Origin of the sequence: Alkalihalobacillus sp. R86527 (genome assembly GCF_042466185.1) — a bacterium.
Classification (GTDB): Bacteria; Bacillota; Bacilli; order Bacillales; family Guptibacillaceae; genus Guptibacillus.
The window spans coordinates 946,202-962,200 of sequence record NZ_JAXHBW010000001.1; the positions used below are offsets into that span (position 1 = coordinate 946,202).

Genomic DNA, 15,999 nt, shown 5'->3' on the forward strand with positions numbered 1-15,999 from the left:
GCCAATCGTGGTACGGTGCTTTTGTTATGTCATGGCAGGCAAATTAACTGATGCCGCATTCAATTCGGCGATAACAGCACGCATAGGTTCAATATCTTTTGGGGTGGTTTTCGTAAAAAGCTCAGAATCCAAATGTTTTTTGCAAATTTCATGAACTGTATCCATGTTTTTGGTTTTAGCAAATGGCAGGACAATCGTTCTGCCATCTTTTAGCAATTTTTTATGTTCATCTACAATTGCTTTTGGGTACTCTGATTTTGATTTATCAGTCGATTTCTTCTTAGGTTGTTTATTAGCTTTGGTTGCATGTTTTTTTTCTGTTTTTTCACCTTTATTCTTCTTAGGTTCCACTGTTTCAACCGTTTCTTTATTAACTTCTGTTTCAACAATTGTTGTGGCGACTTGACGCTCACCATCTATTTCGAGTTTGGCAAGGTTGTCTTCAGATATAAATTTAACTCGTCCTAGACCATCAAGTGTGCGAGTGTGAATCTTTTGCTTGTCGATAGCTTTTTTGACTTTATATAACGAAACCCCAAATAAATTGGTCAACTCAGCTACTTTGTAATATACTTCTTTTCCAACAATAATTCGTTTAATCATTTTAACGCCTCCATAGTTTTTGTTGTTGTTTTGCTATGACCACAGATTACAGCAAAACACGAACATTGTAAAGAGTAAAATACGATAAAGTTATTTAAAAACGAACTATTAACAAATGTTAATAGGTTAATGTTCGTAATTTATATATTGATTTAAAATTTGCATCTTCATAGGTGTAATTTGCCACCTTCGGCATTTAACGATTATCCCACTTCGAATGGTGATGTACGTATAAGTAGCAAAAATTGAATCTGCTGGTATGCAAATGAAGATTTGAGAATCTAGCAAAATATAAAATATTTATAAAACTAGCTTTTGAGAATTGAATTTAATATAATGGAATAAATAGGAAAAAGGGGCTGTTGACTTGGAATCTGAATTTGATGTGAAAATTTTGCTTAAATTCGTTGAACCTCAATTTACTAGAAACACCATGAACGGAGAATTTTATTTTGCAAAAAATAAATATTTCATTGACCTAGAGGAAGAGCAATTTGAAAAAGGAATCGGAGATAGTGAAGAAGGTGTTTGGAGCCAATTAATAAAATCATCTGATTACCAAATATTTATCCCTTTAGAAAACGGTGAAGAGTTTGAGCTTCCATTCGAGAAAGCTTATATTAAACATTCCTACTCGGATTTAAGTAAATTCCCCATATGTTGCTTCGTTTTATTGTCATTAAAAAATGATTTCTTATATAACCCGGATGAAAACAAATTTTATTTGAAACCTGAAATAGAAGAGAAATTGGTGGAACAGTTCCAGGGAAGAGATTTGATTTACATTCATAATCATGATGAATTTATAAATAGAATTGATAAAATCCTTGAAGATAAAGAAATTGGTAGAATGCGTGGCTTGGTAAAATATTTTGATGATAAAAATGAATCACACCCATTACCAATGGATGATTTCGATAAAGACGCACCTAGAACTTTATTATATAAAAGGAAATTTTTTGAGTATCAAAAAGAATTTCGGATAGTGCTTAAAAGACCATTTGAAACTGACCAGATTTTCAATATCGGCAATATGAAAGATATTGCTTTGAATTTGGAAAAAGTAGAAGTTGGTAAAAAACTTCCACTCATTTATTCTTATAAAAGGCAGAATACAAAAGTATAATTTAAAAGACACCCAAGAGGTGTCTTTTAAATTATTTATTGGATTTTTGGATTAAGTCTTTTAATTCTTCTACGCTCATATCTAGAGATTCAGCTACATATTTTTCACCAACTTCTTCTTTCAATTTTTCATATTTCAATTGAAAGTCTTTTTCTGTAATTAGCCCTTTTTCAATAAGTATTTCCAGAACCGCTCTTGAATGAATTTTATTTTCAATTGAAGTTAAACCTAGCTTAGTGAAAATGTCATTAGTCGTAATTTCGTTCATCATTCCACCTCCTATAACATTCTTTATTCTACATATTTTTACAATTACCTTTAAATCTTAATGAAAATATGATAGTTGAATAGTTATTAAGGTTGATATAATGTAAGGATAATTATGGATGAAAAGGAGAAAGGAATATGTATGAAATTATAATAAAAGAGGCGTGTAATGGGTTTTGGTCTTGCTTAACGCCAACCAATTGGATTCAGCTTATAGCTGTGGTTATTGCCATGATGGCAGCTATAGCTTCATGGTTTGCAATTTTTACTCAACAGAGAAATCATAAAAAAAATAAAGAACCAATAATAGTCCCAGGAATAAAAAACGTAGAAGCAACTATAAAAAACATCTTAAGCGATTGGGATGAAGAAGGGAGAGTTCCTAAAAAGTTTTCTAATACTAAATTACCTATTTGGAATTATGGTGGCTCACCAGTATTTAATGTTTCTTATTGTTATTACATAGAAAATATTGATGATTTGGTTGATACCGAAGAAAATGAAATTAGCAGAATTTCAGGCCATTCAATAACCGTTATAAAGAATGAAACTAAAAGAGAAGATAATTACGATTACAGCCTACAAGTTAAATACAGTAATATTGACCAAAAAAAGGGTTCTCATTCTAAGGATATACTCCCTCTTCTAAGAACTGTGGACGTAATAAAACCAAATGAATACTCGGAGATTCTGTTACCCGACTATTTTATTATTATGCTAAATGATTTTTTTATTAATACGCACTTGCAAGATAAAAAACAGCCTATTCTTCAGTTGAAGATTTTCTACGATGATGTAAATTTTCAAGCTTGGGAGCAGCAATTTCGAGTATTTATTCCTGAATCCTTTAGAATGAAAGGTGAAGAATTAACAACTAGTTTTCATTATGAAATAATACAAAAAAAGAAAAAAAGAAAGAGACTGACTATACAAGAAAATGAAAAAAGAATAAAAAAGAAAGCAAGACATCATAAGTAAATGATGTCTTTTCTATTTGCCTTCATAATATTCAACACGTTTTTCTGCTCTTATCTTATTTTCGTCAGCAATCCGTTCCTGTTCAGGGTCAGTAGGAAAGGCAACATCAAACAACAGCATACAATAAGCCATCATTATTGCAACAAAAGCAATATACAATAAAACCGTCTCAGTTTTCTGGGACATATTCTTTTCCACTAAGCTCAGCCAAATTTTTGCGTAGCTCAGGAGAGTCATGAAAGAAATACACTTGGTATCTCTGATTCTTACGATTTCTTGAAGTGTATTCAATATCAAATCCACGTCTGACAAGAGCCATTGCTAAAGACCGTTTGTATATCAATTTAAGCCCCATCAAAACCTCCTCCTTAAATATATTGGAGCATCTGTTCTAGCTTTTGAGCTCCTTTGTAATCATAGAATTTGAGATACGGAACAATGATTTCTGCTTTCTGGTGTGCGATTTCGAATGCTACCATTTCAATATTAACTTCAAGCAATTTCATTTTTTTGACAAAAAATTCAGTCATAGCATAACAATCGCATTCATTCACGTTGTTCTTGATGGTATAGGCGTCACGTAACAACTCAATCACTTGAGGAATCAGTTCACGTTCTAGCATTATTAACACTCCTTTTATTTACATTTATTTACTATTTTACATCACTAAAAAAAGCTGGCAATCTCTTTTTCGTAAATAATTGCAATAAAAAAACTGCCATAGGCAGGTTTAGGCAACGCAATTATTGTTATTCATTAATGCTATTACAGATTAACAAGCTCCTTATTCAAATCCTGAAACTCAACATACCAGAGCCTCCTTACACTGCCTCCTTCTTTCCACTTATTATATCCATGAATTTCTCTGAAATCGTTTAGCCATCTATAACAAGTTGTTTGGGTTCCACAGTTATTTTGCTTATAGATATGAATAAACTTTTTCATTAAATAAATTTCTTTAGCCTTCGGAGTTGAGAGTTTTAATTGCTCATGTTCGAGTTCGGTTAAGTACACCATTGAAAAAAGCTTATCATAATTCACATATATTTTTCCCACCATATAAACCTCCGTGTTATGTAATCTTATTTAACTTTAATTATACTGAAAAAGTTACCATATTAAGAAAATATTATCACAAAGCAGTGCTTAAATAACTAGAAAATTTATTTGAACAAATTCGTTCATTTAGACTTACGTTTTCAAGCAATTCAATACAATGAATGTGAAGTTTCATTTAATGCTTTATCGCTGAAGCTTTTGAATTTAATCAACCAATTAAAGTGAGGGAAACAATATTGAGTTTAAAAAGGATTTTTGAACCTGAAGTAGCAGATTATTTATTAAAAAATGGAGCGAAATTGAAACACATTTTGAGAGACAAAAAAGTTAATACTGCTACTGTTTTTCAATTTGTGCAAAACGAAAGGTTAAATGAATTGTTAGCAAATTATAAACGCTGATAATGATTTAACGGACAAGGGGAAATAACGGACATGAAAATGAAATACGACAAGAAGGAGTTATGTGTAAAAAAGCTTGATAGGATTTCTGTGAAGACGTTTAACGTTCATCAAGATTATTACATCAAAAAGCTAGAGAAAGATTATCAAGTGAATATAGAGACAGGCGCATATGGTAAAAAGTATTATATTTTGGAGCCAAAACAATCCAATACAATATTTTTAACAGATGCTTCACAGAACATCAAATGTCTTAAAAGTAAAGCATTAAAAAACATTGAAGCAGTTCTCAAAGCTGTGTTAATTGATGATGTGTTGCCAGTAATTGATGAAATTGTAACTGCTACTGGCATAAGTAAATCAACTGTACGTCGTACTGTAAGACAAATGTATGATGAAAAAATCTTGTTGGAGCCAGAAACTGAAATAATTAGATTTGAAAATAAATATACAGGTGAAATTCATGAGAGTTGTCGTAAAAAATGGAGTTATATTTATTATGATAATTTAACGAATGGAAAACGAGACATTGTTGATTTTCCTAATATTCATAAAGCTTGGGGAGAAGCGTTCGGTGAGAAAATCCAAGAATTGCAACATATGCACAAAAGTAATTATAATCACAAGCTGGCTCTTAAAACTGCTAGCATTCATGCTTGGAATGAAATCAATATTACTTTTAATTTGGAGAAGGGGAAACGTGCTGAAAGGTGGAATGTGTCTTCAGAATACAAAAACTTGATTAATCGAAAGTACAGTTGCAATTGATTTGTGGCTGTGCTTTTTAATTCTTTCTATCTACATTTTTGAGCTCTCTTATAAGTGTAGTATAAGGAAGCTCATTTTTGTAGAGAGAAGGAATTGAAGTTTTTGATAATAAAAGTGTGTTAAATGTAAAAACAAAAACAATCATCTCCTGAGCAACGAAGTGCGAAGGAAAGGGTTTGGCGTAGCCGAACCTAGGCGAAGGCTGTGCGAGCCCTGCCAGAGGCTACAATAATATTAAAGTGTTAATGAATTATTAAAACCTTTTAGCTCATACTCCCAAGGTCGTATGACCTAGCTCTTAGGTTTGTTCCGCTACGCTTCACAAATCCAGAAGCTGCAACTGTTTCCCCTTTTGGGATTTTGTATTTAAATAGGGTCTTTTGTCTGACTTCAAAAGGTCGTAAGTAAACACATATATTATATAGGCATACTGGAACATACAGCGTATGCCTCATGATTATAAGGAGGAAGAACAATATGCAAGAGCTTGAGGAATTGCAAGAACAAGAAACAAAAAAGATTAGTGCTGATTTATTAAAAACAAGAGTTGAAAGTTTAGATGTGGAAGCAAAAAGTAAAAGGTGGAATCGTACGCAAATGCTAGATTTCATTCTTGAAGAACGTTATGAAAATCCAGCGATTGAAACACCAAAACTTAAATATAATGCACACGATGAGCTGATGATGGAGCTAAATAAAGGTAATAGAAGTGAATATTAATATTCAAATATAAGCCATTTTTGATGGTTCTTTTTTAATTGAAATAAAGGGAGATGACCGTTATGAAGGAAGAAATATTAAATAAAGCGAAGGCTGTTGATGAATTCAATCACATGGAAGAGTTGTTAGCAGCTTTGGAAGGGAATAGTCATTCTAAAATAGTATCTGACCATGAAATACATTATGGGTTTAAAGTGATATTAGATGTTATTGCAAATGATAATACAGTCCAGCGTGATACATTGTTGGCTACAGCATTGTTTATAAAAAGAAACTATGGAGTTATGACTGGATTTAAATATAGATTGAAGAAGCTTAATGCAATTTCGTTGACGGTTAATCATGTTATGTATCGACTAAAACATCAACAAATTAAAGCTATTGAAAATGCTGTTAAATAATACTATTAAATAACAACTTTTTAAATGCCTGAGATGTATACATTAAAATGTAGTGAATAAGCATTTCATTGAGCAGTGTATATATATCTTGACATAATAAAACAGTTAATAATACATCGAATAAATAATATACACAGCTCTAGGCAAGGGATAGCCCCTACCTAGGGTTTTTTATTTGCAAGGGGAACGGAAGGACAGAGGGGAGGTTGGTACAAAAAAAATTTTCTCCCAGCAGTTAGAATTTGACAAAAAGGAAGGGAAATTACATGGCACAGGAGAAACTGCTCAATCAATCTAACAGAAATTTATCGAAAGCACAAAGAGCGGCTCGTGAGGAAGCCGAAAGTCAGGTGGTGACGAATCAAACCACACCCAAACAAAACAACGTTGTAAAAAATAGCAAGCCAATGAGAGCTTTATTTAATCAGCTTAAGAAATACAATGACCACTTCACTGAAGCCGATAGCATTGCGCTTAACACGTTGACTTTCAATCTGTATATGAAAGCCGCTCATGAGGAAGAACTAACCACTATGGACATGCTAGACGACAACTACGAGCGGTTCATGATACGACTGGAGAAGTTCAACAAGCAAATCACTGAAAGCATGAAGCAGTTATGTATACCACTTAATGCTCGATTATCTCTGGCTAATGAAATGACTAAAGTAATTATCGAGGAGAAAAAACTAGCACAAATGGAAGGACCAAAGCAGGAAGAAACTAACCCGCTCTTGGCGGTACTGGAGGCGACTAAGAATGTCAAATAAATCAGTCGAATACGCTACAAAGGTCTTGTCAGGTGAAATCGTAGCATTTATCACTACTTTCGTTATGCGCCATTAATTAATGTTTATTAATATAACGGAGAGTCTTATTGAAATATCTGAATTTTTATTATGCTCACATTCAAAATAAAATAAGTTTTTGTATTCTGTGTATTTAATAATGTGTCGGGGTTTCAGTTTTAGTTTTGTTAAGAAAGTCATTACACCTTCTTTTAACCGTTGTTCTACAAGTTTAATATCGTCATTTTCTTTATTGAATACAATTAGTGATAATTTACTATCGTTGGCTGTAGTGTACCTTTCAAGTAATTGCTCTAAACCGTCATTTACTGAGTACTCTACACCTTTCCAGAGTTTACATTCACCTATAAAGATACTCTCAAAATTTTCGTTTTTTATTAATATATCGGTCTTGCCCTCACCATTAAAAGATTCGCCTGTACCTTTTAAAGCAGGATAAATTGTATTTAAAGTGTTAAGTATAGTGTTTCTTATATCTTCTTCTCCTAAATTTAAGTAAGTTTTTCTTGTAGAAGTCATATTTAGTCCATAATTATGAATATCTATTATAATATTGTCGTATTCAGGGATTGATAAAGATTTTTTTAGGTGTAAATTACGAGTAATTGGTAACCCAATTTCAAAGTCATATTTCGCTTTGTCTATATCTCTACGAAGTTCGTTTTTTACTTCTTTAATATATCCTATTAATTTTGTAATTTTATTTTTAGAATTAATAGGTGTTATTTCCTCCATCTGATATGCAATATTCACTGTATGAACCCCAAAATGTTCAGACTCACCTAACCCCTTAGCGATAATTAATTTTGCAAGCTTGACACTGCACTCATAATAAGCATCTTTGACTTTTTCAGCAGCTTCATAATTATTATCTGCTTTAGCTTTTTCAGCATCATTCAAAATCTCATTAAAGACTTCAACCAATTCATTAAGTTCTTTCAATGGTAATTCCAAATTAACCCTCCTCATTACTGAAATTTTAATACAAAACAGATTGTAAATATAGTGTCCTGTCTCCGCTTAGTGTAATGGTACACCAATTAATGTATATTTCTGGTACAATGTATGCATTAAAGTAATTAATAGGCGGTGATGACAATGAACAGCAACTTTTCTTTTTTGCGTGGAAAGTGGGATGTGCTAGCAAACTTGGGAGAAACAGCTGAGAACAATGTGTTTCAAGACCCACATACAACATTAATGAAGCTACGTTTGTTTGGTGAAACATTGTCCAAATTTATTTTAGCTTTGGAAAATATCCCTGAACCTTATCGAAATACACAAGTAGACCGTATAAATACACTAAGAAAAGAAGGTCTTGTGGAACTAGAATTAATTGATATATTTCAAACACTTCGTCTTAAAGGTAATAAAGCATCGCACGAAGCAGATTACGGTAAAGTCGAGGAAGCAAAAACTCTTTTACATCTTACATTCCGTTTATCATCTTGGTTTATGGAAGTGTATGGTGATTATAGCTTTGAAGAACCTGGATACATAACACCTGAAAACTTGGATTCTATAAATTTAGATTTGCTCCAACAGGAACATGATGAAAAAGTACAAGAACTAGAAAATGAATTAGAAGTTTTAAGACAAAGGGCAAAAACGGAGCACGAAGACGAGAAAAATGAACGGAAGAAAGCATCTCGTAGATTCATGAAACGTCAGCAACTAACAGAAGCAGAAACTCGTTCAATTATTGATGAAAAGCTTCGGACAGCTGGCTGGGAAGTAGATTCAAATTTATTAAATCATTACACCAAAGGAACAACTCCAGAGAAGAATAAAAACATGGCAATCGCAGAATGGAAAGTTAAAGGTGGCAGAGTTGATTACGCTTTGTTTATCGGACTACGTCTTGTAGGTCTCATTGAAGCAAAAGCCAAAAAGAAAAACATTCCTGGTGTTCTGGAAAGTCAAACTAAAGTTTATGCTCAAAATATAATACAAGTTGATGAAGAAATAATTGGTGATAGCTATGGTAAGTATAAAGTGCCATTCTTATATGCTACGAACGGTAGAGCATATTTACAGCAACTTAAAGAGGAATCGGGAATATGGTTTTGGGATTCTCGTAAGCCACTAGAACATGCTCGTACCTTGGAAGGTTGGCATTCACCTGCTGATTTGGAATTACTATTGAGCCAAGACGACAGCGAAGCCAATAAACGTCTTGAAGATGAAGACATAACAAAATTTGATTTAAGAGATTATCAACAGAAAGCCGTTTTAGCAACAGAACAGGCTCTAAAAGAAGGACAAAGGAAAATGCTAGTTGCAATGGCTACTGGGACAGGTAAAACCCGTACAGCTATAGCGCTTATGTATCGTTTAATTAAAACTAAAAAATGTCGCAGAATATTATTCTTGGTTGACCGTAATTCTTTAGGTCAACAGACAGAAGATTCTTTGGTTGATACTAAAGTAGAAGGGCTTTCTTTTACCGATATTTATAATGTAAATACACTTGAGGATGTAACACCAGATATTGAAACAAGAGTTCAAATCGCTACTGTTCAAGGAATGGTAAAACGATTATTTTACAATGATGGCGAGAACATTCCAAGTGTTGGTCAATATGATTTTATTATTGTAGATGAAGCTCATCGTGGTTATTCTGTTGACCGTGAAATGACAGATGAAGAGCTTGAGTTCAAAGACCAAAATGATTATGTGAGCCAATACAGACGTGTAATTGACTTCTTTGACGCAGCTAGTTTAGCATTAACTGCTACACCAGCACTCCATACTTCTGAAATCTTTGGAGAACCAATTTTCAAATATTCTTATAGTGAAGCTGTATTGGATGGATTCTTAGTTGACCATGAACCACCGTATTTATTTCAAACAGAGCTAGCACAAGCAGGTATTAATTTTGAAAAAGATGAAGAAGTCGAAGTTTATGATGTAGACACCTCAGAAATCCAGTTAGAAAAAATAGCTGACGAATTACATTTTGAGGTTGCTCAATTCAATAAGAAGGTTATTACTGAACCTTTCAACAAAGCTATTTTGAACAAGCTTACGGATTACATTGACCCAACGAGTAATGAAAAAACTTTAATTTTTGCTGCTACTGACCAACATGCTGATTTAATTGTACGTTTATTGAAGGAAGCATTTACTGAACGAGGCGATGAGGTAGAAGATGACGCCATAGCTAAAATTACAGGCTATACTTACCACGTAAAAGATGCAATACGGAGATTAAAAAACGAACGATTACCTAATATTGTTGTGACGGTAGATTTATTAACAACAGGTATTGATGTTCCAGCCATTACAAATTTAGTATTCATGAGACGTATTCAATCACGTATCTTATATGACCAAATGTTAGGACGAGCTACTCGTTTATGTCCTGAAATCGGTAAAACTCATTTTAATATCTTTGATGCTGTAGGCATTTACGATAAATTAAAAAGTTATACTGAAATGAAACCAGTCGTTAAGAAACAAAATGACACCATTGGAACATTACACGAAGCGTTTGTAAATGCTACTTCAGAAGAAGAGCAAGCTTTCTTTAAAGACCAATTGGTTGCAAAAATCCAAAGACGTAAACAAAAACTAAACGATACAGCTGAGCAAAAATTCAAGGAATTATCCGATGGAAAAAGCATTGATGAATGGGTAAATAATGTGAAGTTTCATACCCCGCTAGAAGCAAAAAAAGATGCTTTGCTTTTTGAGTTTATTGAAACCTATAGACCATCTGGCGAAAAACGCTATATTTCTAACAAAGAAGATAACGTAGAGCAAGTTGTTCGTGGCTATGGTAAAGGAAACAGCCGTCCTGAGGATTATATTGATGGCTTCGTCAGTTTTATTCGAGAAAATATTAATGAAATTCCAGCGCTTAATCTGGTTTGTACAAAACCTAAGGATTTAACTAGACAAGATTTGAGAGAGCTTATTACCATCCTTGAGACGAAAGGTTTTAAAGAGTCACATCTGCAAACAGCATGGAAACAAACCAAAAACCAAGACATAACAGCTGATATTATTAGTTTTATTCGTCAAGCTGCTTTGGGTGAAGCGCTGGTTGACCACGATACACGTATCAAAAATGCCATGAAGAAAGTCTACTCCCTAAATCAGTGGACACCAAGACAAAAGAAATGGCTTGATAGAATAGAAAAGCAGTTGCTTCAATTTCCAATTTTAGCCCCTAATCCTCAAGAAGCATTTACTGAAGAGCCATTTAAAAGTAACGGGGGCTATAAAACTTTAAAACGGGAATTTGGCGAGGACATTGATACTGTTGTAAAAACAATTAATGATAGCTTATACGTTAGTTGAAATAGTGCCTCTGAAAAGAGGCGCTATTTACGTTATAATAGTAAAGTTCGCTTTATAACAACAAAAATAATATAAACATATTTGTGATGGGGGTAAGTAAATGAACAATCAAGAAATCGTTCAGAAATTATGGAAATTATGTGATGTATTACGTGATGATGGTATTACATATCAAGAATATGTAACTGAACTAACCTATATATTGTTTCTTAAAATGATGAAAGAACAGGAAACTGAAGCTGTTATTCCAGAAGGATACCGATGGGATGATTTAGTACAAAAAGAAGGCGTGGAGCTTAAAAACTTTTATCAAGAATTACTATTGGAATTAGGTAAAAGTGAAAACAAGAAGCTTCAGCAAATTTATATCGATGCTTCAACGAGAATAACTAGCCCTAAAAATTTAGATACAATAATCAAATCTATCGCTTCTCTTGATTGGTATAACGCTAAGGAAGAAGGATTAGGCAACCTTTATGAAGGATTGCTACAAAAAAACGCAAATGAAACAAAATCTGGAGCAGGACAGTATTTTACTCCTCGTGTATTAATTGATTTAATTGTTCAACTTGTTGACCCAAAAGTTGGAGAAAAGTTAAATGACCCGGCAGCAGGAACATTTGGTTTTATGATTTCAGCAGACCAATATTTAAAAAATAAAACAGATGATTATTATGATTTAGACCCACAACAAGCTGAATTTCAAAAGAAGGAAGCATTTACAGGAATGGAGCTTGTACAAGGTACACATCGTCTGGCATTAATGAATGCTTTACTTCATGATATGGAAGGACGTTTGGAACAAGGAGATTCATTATCGGGTAATGGAAAATGGATAAAGAATTTTGATGTGATTTTAACGAATCCTCCGTTTGGTACTAAAAAAGGTGGAGAGCGTGTATCTCGTGATGATTTAACTTTTGAAACATCGAATAAACAACTTAATTTTTTACAGTTAATATATAACGCTTTAAAAGATGATGGAAATGCTCGTGCAGCGGTTGTTATACCAGACAATGTGTTATTTGCTGATGGGGCAGGTACTCAAATTCGTCGTGATTTGATGAATAAATGTAATCTTCATACTATCTTACGTTTACCAACAGGAATTTTCTATGCACAAGGCGTAAAAACAAATGTATTGTTTTTCAAGAAAGGCAAAACAGATATAAATAACACTAAAGATGTTTGGGTGTATGACCTCCGTACAAATATGGATTCATTCGGTAAACGTAATCAGTTAAAAATGTCACATTTTGAAGACTTTATGAAAGCCTATGTGTCTGAAGACCGTTCTAAAATAGAAGATGAACGTTGGAACAATTTCACAAGAGAAGAAATTGCTAAGAAAAACGATAGTTTAGACATTGGATTGATAGCTGATGATTCTTTATCAACTTACGAAAATTTGCCAGACCCAATTGAATCTGCGGAAGAAGCAATTAACAAACTTCAGGAAGCAATGAGTTTATTAGATGAAGTGGTAACTGAATTAAGAGCTATTGAAGAAAACAAGGTGGTAAAAAAATGAGTAAAAAAAAGTCCCTTGAAAAATTAATGGAAGAAGCATTGATATCAGTAGATGAAATGCCTTATCAGTTACCTGGTAATTGGACTTGGAGTAAGTTAGGGAAATTGCTGACTGAAATTCAATATGGATATACCGAAAAATCAACTTTTGAACAGATAGGTCCACATTTTTTAAGAATAACGGATTTAAATGAAGGTATTAATTGGGATAATGTCCCTTACTGTAATATTAATGATAAAGACCTGGAGAAGTATAGGTTAAAAAATAATGATGTTGTTGTTGCTAGGATGGGGTCTGTTGGAAAAAGTCAAATTATAAAAAACCCTGAGTCATCTGTATTTGCATCTTATTTAATTAGGTTAAAAGTAAATAAATCATTAGATGCGGATTACCTATCCATATTTATGAAAAGTCCACTTTATTGGAATCAAATTACAAGTAACAGCAAAGGGACAACTAGAGCGAATATAAACACAAAAGGATTGAAAAATTTAAATGTACCTTTGCCTCCTCTAAATGAACAAAAAAGCATTGTAAAAAAAGTAGAGCGTCTTTTTTTGAAAATTGAAGAAGCTAAACAGTTAATTGAAGAAGCAAAAGAAACATTGGAACTTCGCCGAACAGCTATTTTGGACAAAGCTTTTAATGGCGGTTTCACTCAAAAAAAGCCAAGTTCGAATAACAGAGAATGGAAACATATAAATTTAGAAGAAGCTTGTGAATTAATTTCAGATTGCCCTCATTCTACTCCAAAATATAATGAAGATGGAGAGTATCTTGCTATTAGAAGTTCTGATATATATTTTGGAATTGTAAATACTTCTGATGCTAAAAGAGTAACTGAAGAGGAGTATTGTAAAAGAATAAAAAGGGTTGAACCACAAAAAGAAGACATCATATATTGTAGGGAAGGAAGCGGCGACATAGGTAAGGCAGTTGGTAAAGCGGGTTTACTTATGGATGATGGGGTTTGTTTAGCTCAGAGGGTGGTGCTTTTAAGACCAAACAAAAAGGTGATATTGCCTAAGTATTTCTCATATGTACTTAACTCCCCACTTGTCTTAAAACAAGTAGCTTCAAACATATCTCAGACCACATCCCCAAGAATAAATATGAGTACACTAAAACAACTGAATATACCTTTAGCCCCAATTAAAGAACAGCAAAAAATTGTTGGCATCATTGAAAAAAATCTAGATATTGAAGAAAAAGCAAATGTTTACCATACGATAAATGAGAATTTAGATTTATTGATGCAATCTATACTTTCAAAAGCATTCCGAGGTGAGCTTGGAACAAACGAACCTGAAGAAGAAAGTGCAATTGAACTATTAAAAGAAGTTTTCGAAGAACAAGTAAAATAAGGATTTTAAATTTATAAGCTCATAAATAAGAAACGGAGTTCATTTGGGAACTCCGTTTTTTAATTTATTATATTTGATTATATTGATAACACATAATATTTTGAGCCATTAGCCATTGATAACCATTCAACTTCATAATTTCCTTCAATTATACAAACATCTTTCTTGATACCCGTTGGCTTCATTATTTCGCCATGCAACTGTTTACCATTTCTAAAGTAAGAATATATACCATCCGTTTTTGCTCCTTTATAGAATAGGCTATCTTCTACATATGTGACGGCAAACGTTTGAGTAAAGCCAAGTTCCTTAGTTTGTTCCATGAATTTTATGTCTTTTACAAAGCTAAACATGGATTCAGGGTATTGTCCGTTTTTCGGAAACTTTAATTCGATTGCATATTTCTCAGAAGCATCTTGATTGTAAATAACAATATCAATTTCACTTTTCACACACTTAGCTCCTGGTTGAAAGAATCTTACATTACGTTCAAACTCAACTTTAAAAGGAGAATGTATTTCGTTTCTTAAGAAAATTCCTAGCTCATGCTGTAACGAAAATTCATTATAAATATCCACTTCGTTGTTTTCTACAAGAGTAAAAAATTCATGTATGTACTTCGGTATATTCAATAACAAAAGCCCCTTCCACAAACCATTTTATTCCTTATGATTATATAAGTAATTTTAAGATTTGAAAATGGAACAGCATGTTTATAGTAAAATGGAAGTTTTACAACGTGAATTATTTTAATTTCTTTCATATTATCCTTACGAATTGTTTGGATTCAATATAATAGTATTAAGAATTAACAAGGAGGATTAAATCAGAACTTTAATGTTACTGCTTTTTTCGATTTTCCTTTTGATATTCTTTTTTTACCCCACATATGCTAGAACTCTCCGTTCATTCGGGGAGTTTCTTTTATTATTGCAAAGCTTTTGTATACGTATTTGTAAACATTTACCATGTTGGGTGTTTACCTTACTTTTAAAAACCATTACAATACAATGCTATTATAGGAGGCGATGTTTATGAATAAAAAGAATCATTCATTATATAATCGTTGGAAAAACATAATTGAAAGATGTAATAATCCAAAAAATAAAAATTATAAATATTATGGTGGTAAAGGTATCGTGGTTGATGAAAGGTGGCATGATTTTTGGAATTTCGTTGAAGATGTGGACTTTCATATACTCAATGGTCATTTATTGTATTTAAAAGGTGAATATCATTTGGACAAAGATATTAAAGGTGGACGCATTTATTCATTGGAAAATTGTGTGGTTGTTCCAGCAAAATTTAATATGGATATGACTCGTCATAGCAGAAAAATTATTGCTTTGAAAGATGATAACAAAACGGTGTTTCATTCCATATCAGAAGCTAGTCGCACTTTGAATATGAAACGAACCAATATTATGTATGGATTGAGAAGTGGAAAACCAAATAAATCAACTGGATACAGTTTTAAATATTATGAATAAAAATCTTGAGAAGTGTTGCGCTCATCTATATAATTTTGTTAATAGAATAAATGCAAAAGTGTTGATACATCAAGGTTTTTACGGGGCATTAGTTTAAGCTGGGAGAGGGAAACACTGGCAGTGTAGAGGTCAGCGGTTCGAGCCCGCTATGCTCCATCGATGGAAACCCTTGCGAA

The 15,999-nt window shown here is 32.8% G+C and carries 18 protein-coding genes; 10 read left to right on the top strand and 8 right to left on the bottom strand.

All coding sequences use genetic code 11. From position 1 onward, the window contains the following. Window positions 1-24: 24 nt before the first annotated feature. Window positions 25-603, bottom strand: a complete 579-nt coding sequence (locus tag SJY16_RS04850; protein WP_377887961.1) for a hypothetical protein — start codon at window positions 601-603, stop codon at window positions 25-27. Between the two features lie 367 nt (window positions 604-970). On the opposite strand from SJY16_RS04850, the gene SJY16_RS04855 reads away from it, so the two are divergent. Next, a complete protein-coding gene (locus tag SJY16_RS04855; RefSeq protein ID WP_377887962.1) occupies window positions 971-1,729 on the top strand; it encodes a hypothetical protein in 759 nt (252 codons plus the stop codon). Window positions 1,730-1,760: 31 nt separating this feature from the next. On the opposite strand, the gene SJY16_RS04860 is transcribed toward SJY16_RS04855, so the two are convergent. Further along, window positions 1,761-2,000: a hypothetical protein gene (locus SJY16_RS04860; RefSeq protein ID WP_377887963.1), complete on the bottom strand. Its 240-nt coding sequence runs from the start codon at window positions 1,998-2,000 to the stop codon at window positions 1,761-1,763. 134 nt (window positions 2,001-2,134) lie between these two features. Here SJY16_RS04860 and SJY16_RS04865 point away from each other — a divergent pair, with 134 nt between their 5' ends. After that, the gene (locus SJY16_RS04865; RefSeq protein ID WP_377887964.1) at window positions 2,135-2,974 is read left to right on the top strand and encodes a hypothetical protein; all 840 of its coding nucleotides are present in this window, start codon (window positions 2,135-2,137) and stop codon (window positions 2,972-2,974) included. A 12-nt stretch (window positions 2,975-2,986) separates the two neighbouring features. Here SJY16_RS04865 and SJY16_RS04870 read toward each other — a convergent pair whose 3' ends face one another. The 4 genes from SJY16_RS04870 to SJY16_RS04885 all read right to left on the bottom strand — a co-directional run bounded on the left by SJY16_RS04870 (window position 2,987) and on the right by SJY16_RS04885 (window position 4,034). Continuing rightward, window positions 2,987-3,160, bottom strand: coding sequence for a hypothetical protein (locus tag SJY16_RS04870; RefSeq protein WP_377887965.1), 174 nt, complete (start codon window positions 3,158-3,160; stop codon window positions 2,987-2,989). Then, window positions 3,144-3,329 (bottom strand): hypothetical protein, encoded by a 186-nt coding sequence (locus tag SJY16_RS04875; RefSeq protein WP_377887966.1) that lies wholly within the window; start codon window positions 3,327-3,329, stop codon window positions 3,144-3,146. The genes SJY16_RS04870 and SJY16_RS04875 overlap by 17 nt, the downstream gene beginning before the upstream one ends. A 13-nt stretch (window positions 3,330-3,342) precedes the next feature. Then, complete coding sequence (locus tag SJY16_RS04880) at window positions 3,343-3,597, bottom strand: hypothetical protein (protein ID WP_377887967.1); 255 nt, start codon at window positions 3,595-3,597, stop codon at window positions 3,343-3,345. 143 nt (window positions 3,598-3,740) lie between these two features. Beyond that, entirely contained in the window at window positions 3,741-4,034 is a 294-nt protein-coding gene (locus tag SJY16_RS04885) for a hypothetical protein (RefSeq protein ID WP_377887968.1), read from the bottom strand. 434 nt (window positions 4,035-4,468) lie between these two features. On the opposite strand from SJY16_RS04885, the gene SJY16_RS04890 reads away from it, so the two are divergent. The 4 genes from SJY16_RS04890 (at window position 4,469) to SJY16_RS04905 (ending at window position 7,094) form a co-directional block, all read left to right on the top strand. After that, window positions 4,469-5,203, top strand: a complete 735-nt coding sequence (locus SJY16_RS04890; RefSeq protein ID WP_377887969.1) for a transcriptional regulator — start codon at window positions 4,469-4,471, stop codon at window positions 5,201-5,203. A 477-nt stretch (window positions 5,204-5,680) separates the two neighbouring features. Further along, window positions 5,681-5,923 carry a hypothetical protein gene (locus tag SJY16_RS04895; RefSeq protein WP_377887970.1) on the top strand — a complete coding sequence of 81 codons (243 nt, stop codon included), beginning with the start codon at window positions 5,681-5,683 and terminating at the stop codon, window positions 5,921-5,923. A 62-nt stretch (window positions 5,924-5,985) separates the two neighbouring features. Then, the gene (locus SJY16_RS04900; protein ID WP_377887972.1) at window positions 5,986-6,324 is read left to right on the top strand and encodes a hypothetical protein; all 339 of its coding nucleotides are present in this window, start codon (window positions 5,986-5,988) and stop codon (window positions 6,322-6,324) included. Between the two features lie 266 nt (window positions 6,325-6,590). Beyond that, on the top strand, window positions 6,591-7,094 hold the full coding sequence (locus tag SJY16_RS04905) for a hypothetical protein (protein ID WP_377887973.1): 504 nt from the start codon (window positions 6,591-6,593) through the stop codon (window positions 7,092-7,094). Between the two features lie 72 nt (window positions 7,095-7,166). Here the strand turns inward: SJY16_RS04905 and SJY16_RS04910 are convergent, their stop codons facing one another. Continuing rightward, window positions 7,167-8,087 carry a hypothetical protein gene (locus tag SJY16_RS04910; protein WP_377887974.1) on the bottom strand — a complete coding sequence of 307 codons (921 nt, stop codon included), beginning with the start codon at window positions 8,085-8,087 and terminating at the stop codon, window positions 7,167-7,169. 144 nt (window positions 8,088-8,231) lie between these two features. Between SJY16_RS04910 and hsdR the strand changes: the two genes are divergently transcribed. The 3 genes from hsdR to SJY16_RS04925 all read left to right on the top strand — a co-directional run bounded on the left by hsdR (window position 8,232) and on the right by SJY16_RS04925 (window position 14,333). Beyond that, entirely contained in the window at window positions 8,232-11,438 is a 3,207-nt protein-coding gene (hsdR, locus tag SJY16_RS04915; RefSeq protein WP_377887975.1) for a type I restriction-modification system endonuclease, read from the top strand. Between the two features lie 100 nt (window positions 11,439-11,538). Next, window positions 11,539-12,969 (top strand): class I SAM-dependent DNA methyltransferase, encoded by a 1,431-nt coding sequence (locus SJY16_RS04920; protein ID WP_377887976.1) that lies wholly within the window; start codon window positions 11,539-11,541, stop codon window positions 12,967-12,969. Beyond that, window positions 12,966-14,333 carry a restriction endonuclease subunit S gene (locus SJY16_RS04925; RefSeq protein ID WP_377887977.1) on the top strand — a complete coding sequence of 456 codons (1,368 nt, stop codon included), beginning with the start codon at window positions 12,966-12,968 and terminating at the stop codon, window positions 14,331-14,333. Before SJY16_RS04920 ends, SJY16_RS04925 begins: the two co-directional genes overlap by 4 nt. A gap of 77 nt (window positions 14,334-14,410) precedes the next feature. Here SJY16_RS04925 and SJY16_RS04930 read toward each other — a convergent pair whose 3' ends face one another. Further along, window positions 14,411-14,965, bottom strand: coding sequence for a hypothetical protein (locus SJY16_RS04930; protein WP_377887978.1), 555 nt, complete (start codon window positions 14,963-14,965; stop codon window positions 14,411-14,413). A 402-nt stretch (window positions 14,966-15,367) separates the two neighbouring features. Between SJY16_RS04930 and SJY16_RS04935 the strand changes: the two genes are divergently transcribed. Further along, window positions 15,368-15,823, top strand: a complete 456-nt coding sequence (locus tag SJY16_RS04935; protein WP_377887979.1) for a hypothetical protein — start codon at window positions 15,368-15,370, stop codon at window positions 15,821-15,823. The last annotated feature ends 176 nt before the right edge of the window (window positions 15,824-15,999 follow it).

Coding starts and splice junctions, on each gene's coding strand:
- SJY16_RS04850 (WP_377887961.1), bottom strand. CDS start 603: ATGATTAAACGAATTATTGTTGGAAAAGAAGTATATTACAAAGTAGCT.
- SJY16_RS04860 (WP_377887963.1), bottom strand. CDS start 2,000: ATGATGAACGAAATTACGACTAATGACATTTTCACTAAGCTAGGTTTA.
- SJY16_RS04865 (WP_377887964.1), top strand. CDS start 2,135: ATGTATGAAATTATAATAAAAGAGGCGTGTAATGGGTTTTGGTCTTGC.
- SJY16_RS04870 (WP_377887965.1), bottom strand. CDS start 3,160: ATGTCCCAGAAAACTGAGACGGTTTTATTGTATATTGCTTTTGTTGCA.
- SJY16_RS04875 (WP_377887966.1), bottom strand. CDS start 3,329: ATGGGGCTTAAATTGATATACAAACGGTCTTTAGCAATGGCTCTTGTC.
- SJY16_RS04880 (WP_377887967.1), bottom strand. CDS start 3,597: ATGCTAGAACGTGAACTGATTCCTCAAGTGATTGAGTTGTTACGTGAC.
- SJY16_RS04885 (WP_377887968.1), bottom strand. CDS start 4,034: ATGGTGGGAAAAATATATGTGAATTATGATAAGCTTTTTTCAATGGTG.
- SJY16_RS04890 (WP_377887969.1), top strand. CDS start 4,469: ATGAAAATGAAATACGACAAGAAGGAGTTATGTGTAAAAAAGCTTGAT.
- SJY16_RS04895 (WP_377887970.1), top strand. CDS start 5,681: ATGCAAGAGCTTGAGGAATTGCAAGAACAAGAAACAAAAAAGATTAGT.
- SJY16_RS04900 (WP_377887972.1), top strand. CDS start 5,986: ATGAAGGAAGAAATATTAAATAAAGCGAAGGCTGTTGATGAATTCAAT.
- SJY16_RS04905 (WP_377887973.1), top strand. CDS start 6,591: ATGGCACAGGAGAAACTGCTCAATCAATCTAACAGAAATTTATCGAAA.
- hsdR (WP_377887975.1), top strand. CDS start 8,232: ATGAACAGCAACTTTTCTTTTTTGCGTGGAAAGTGGGATGTGCTAGCA.
- SJY16_RS04920 (WP_377887976.1), top strand. CDS start 11,539: ATGAACAATCAAGAAATCGTTCAGAAATTATGGAAATTATGTGATGTA.
- SJY16_RS04925 (WP_377887977.1), top strand. CDS start 12,966: ATGAGTAAAAAAAAGTCCCTTGAAAAATTAATGGAAGAAGCATTGATA.
- SJY16_RS04935 (WP_377887979.1), top strand. CDS start 15,368: ATGAATAAAAAGAATCATTCATTATATAATCGTTGGAAAAACATAATT.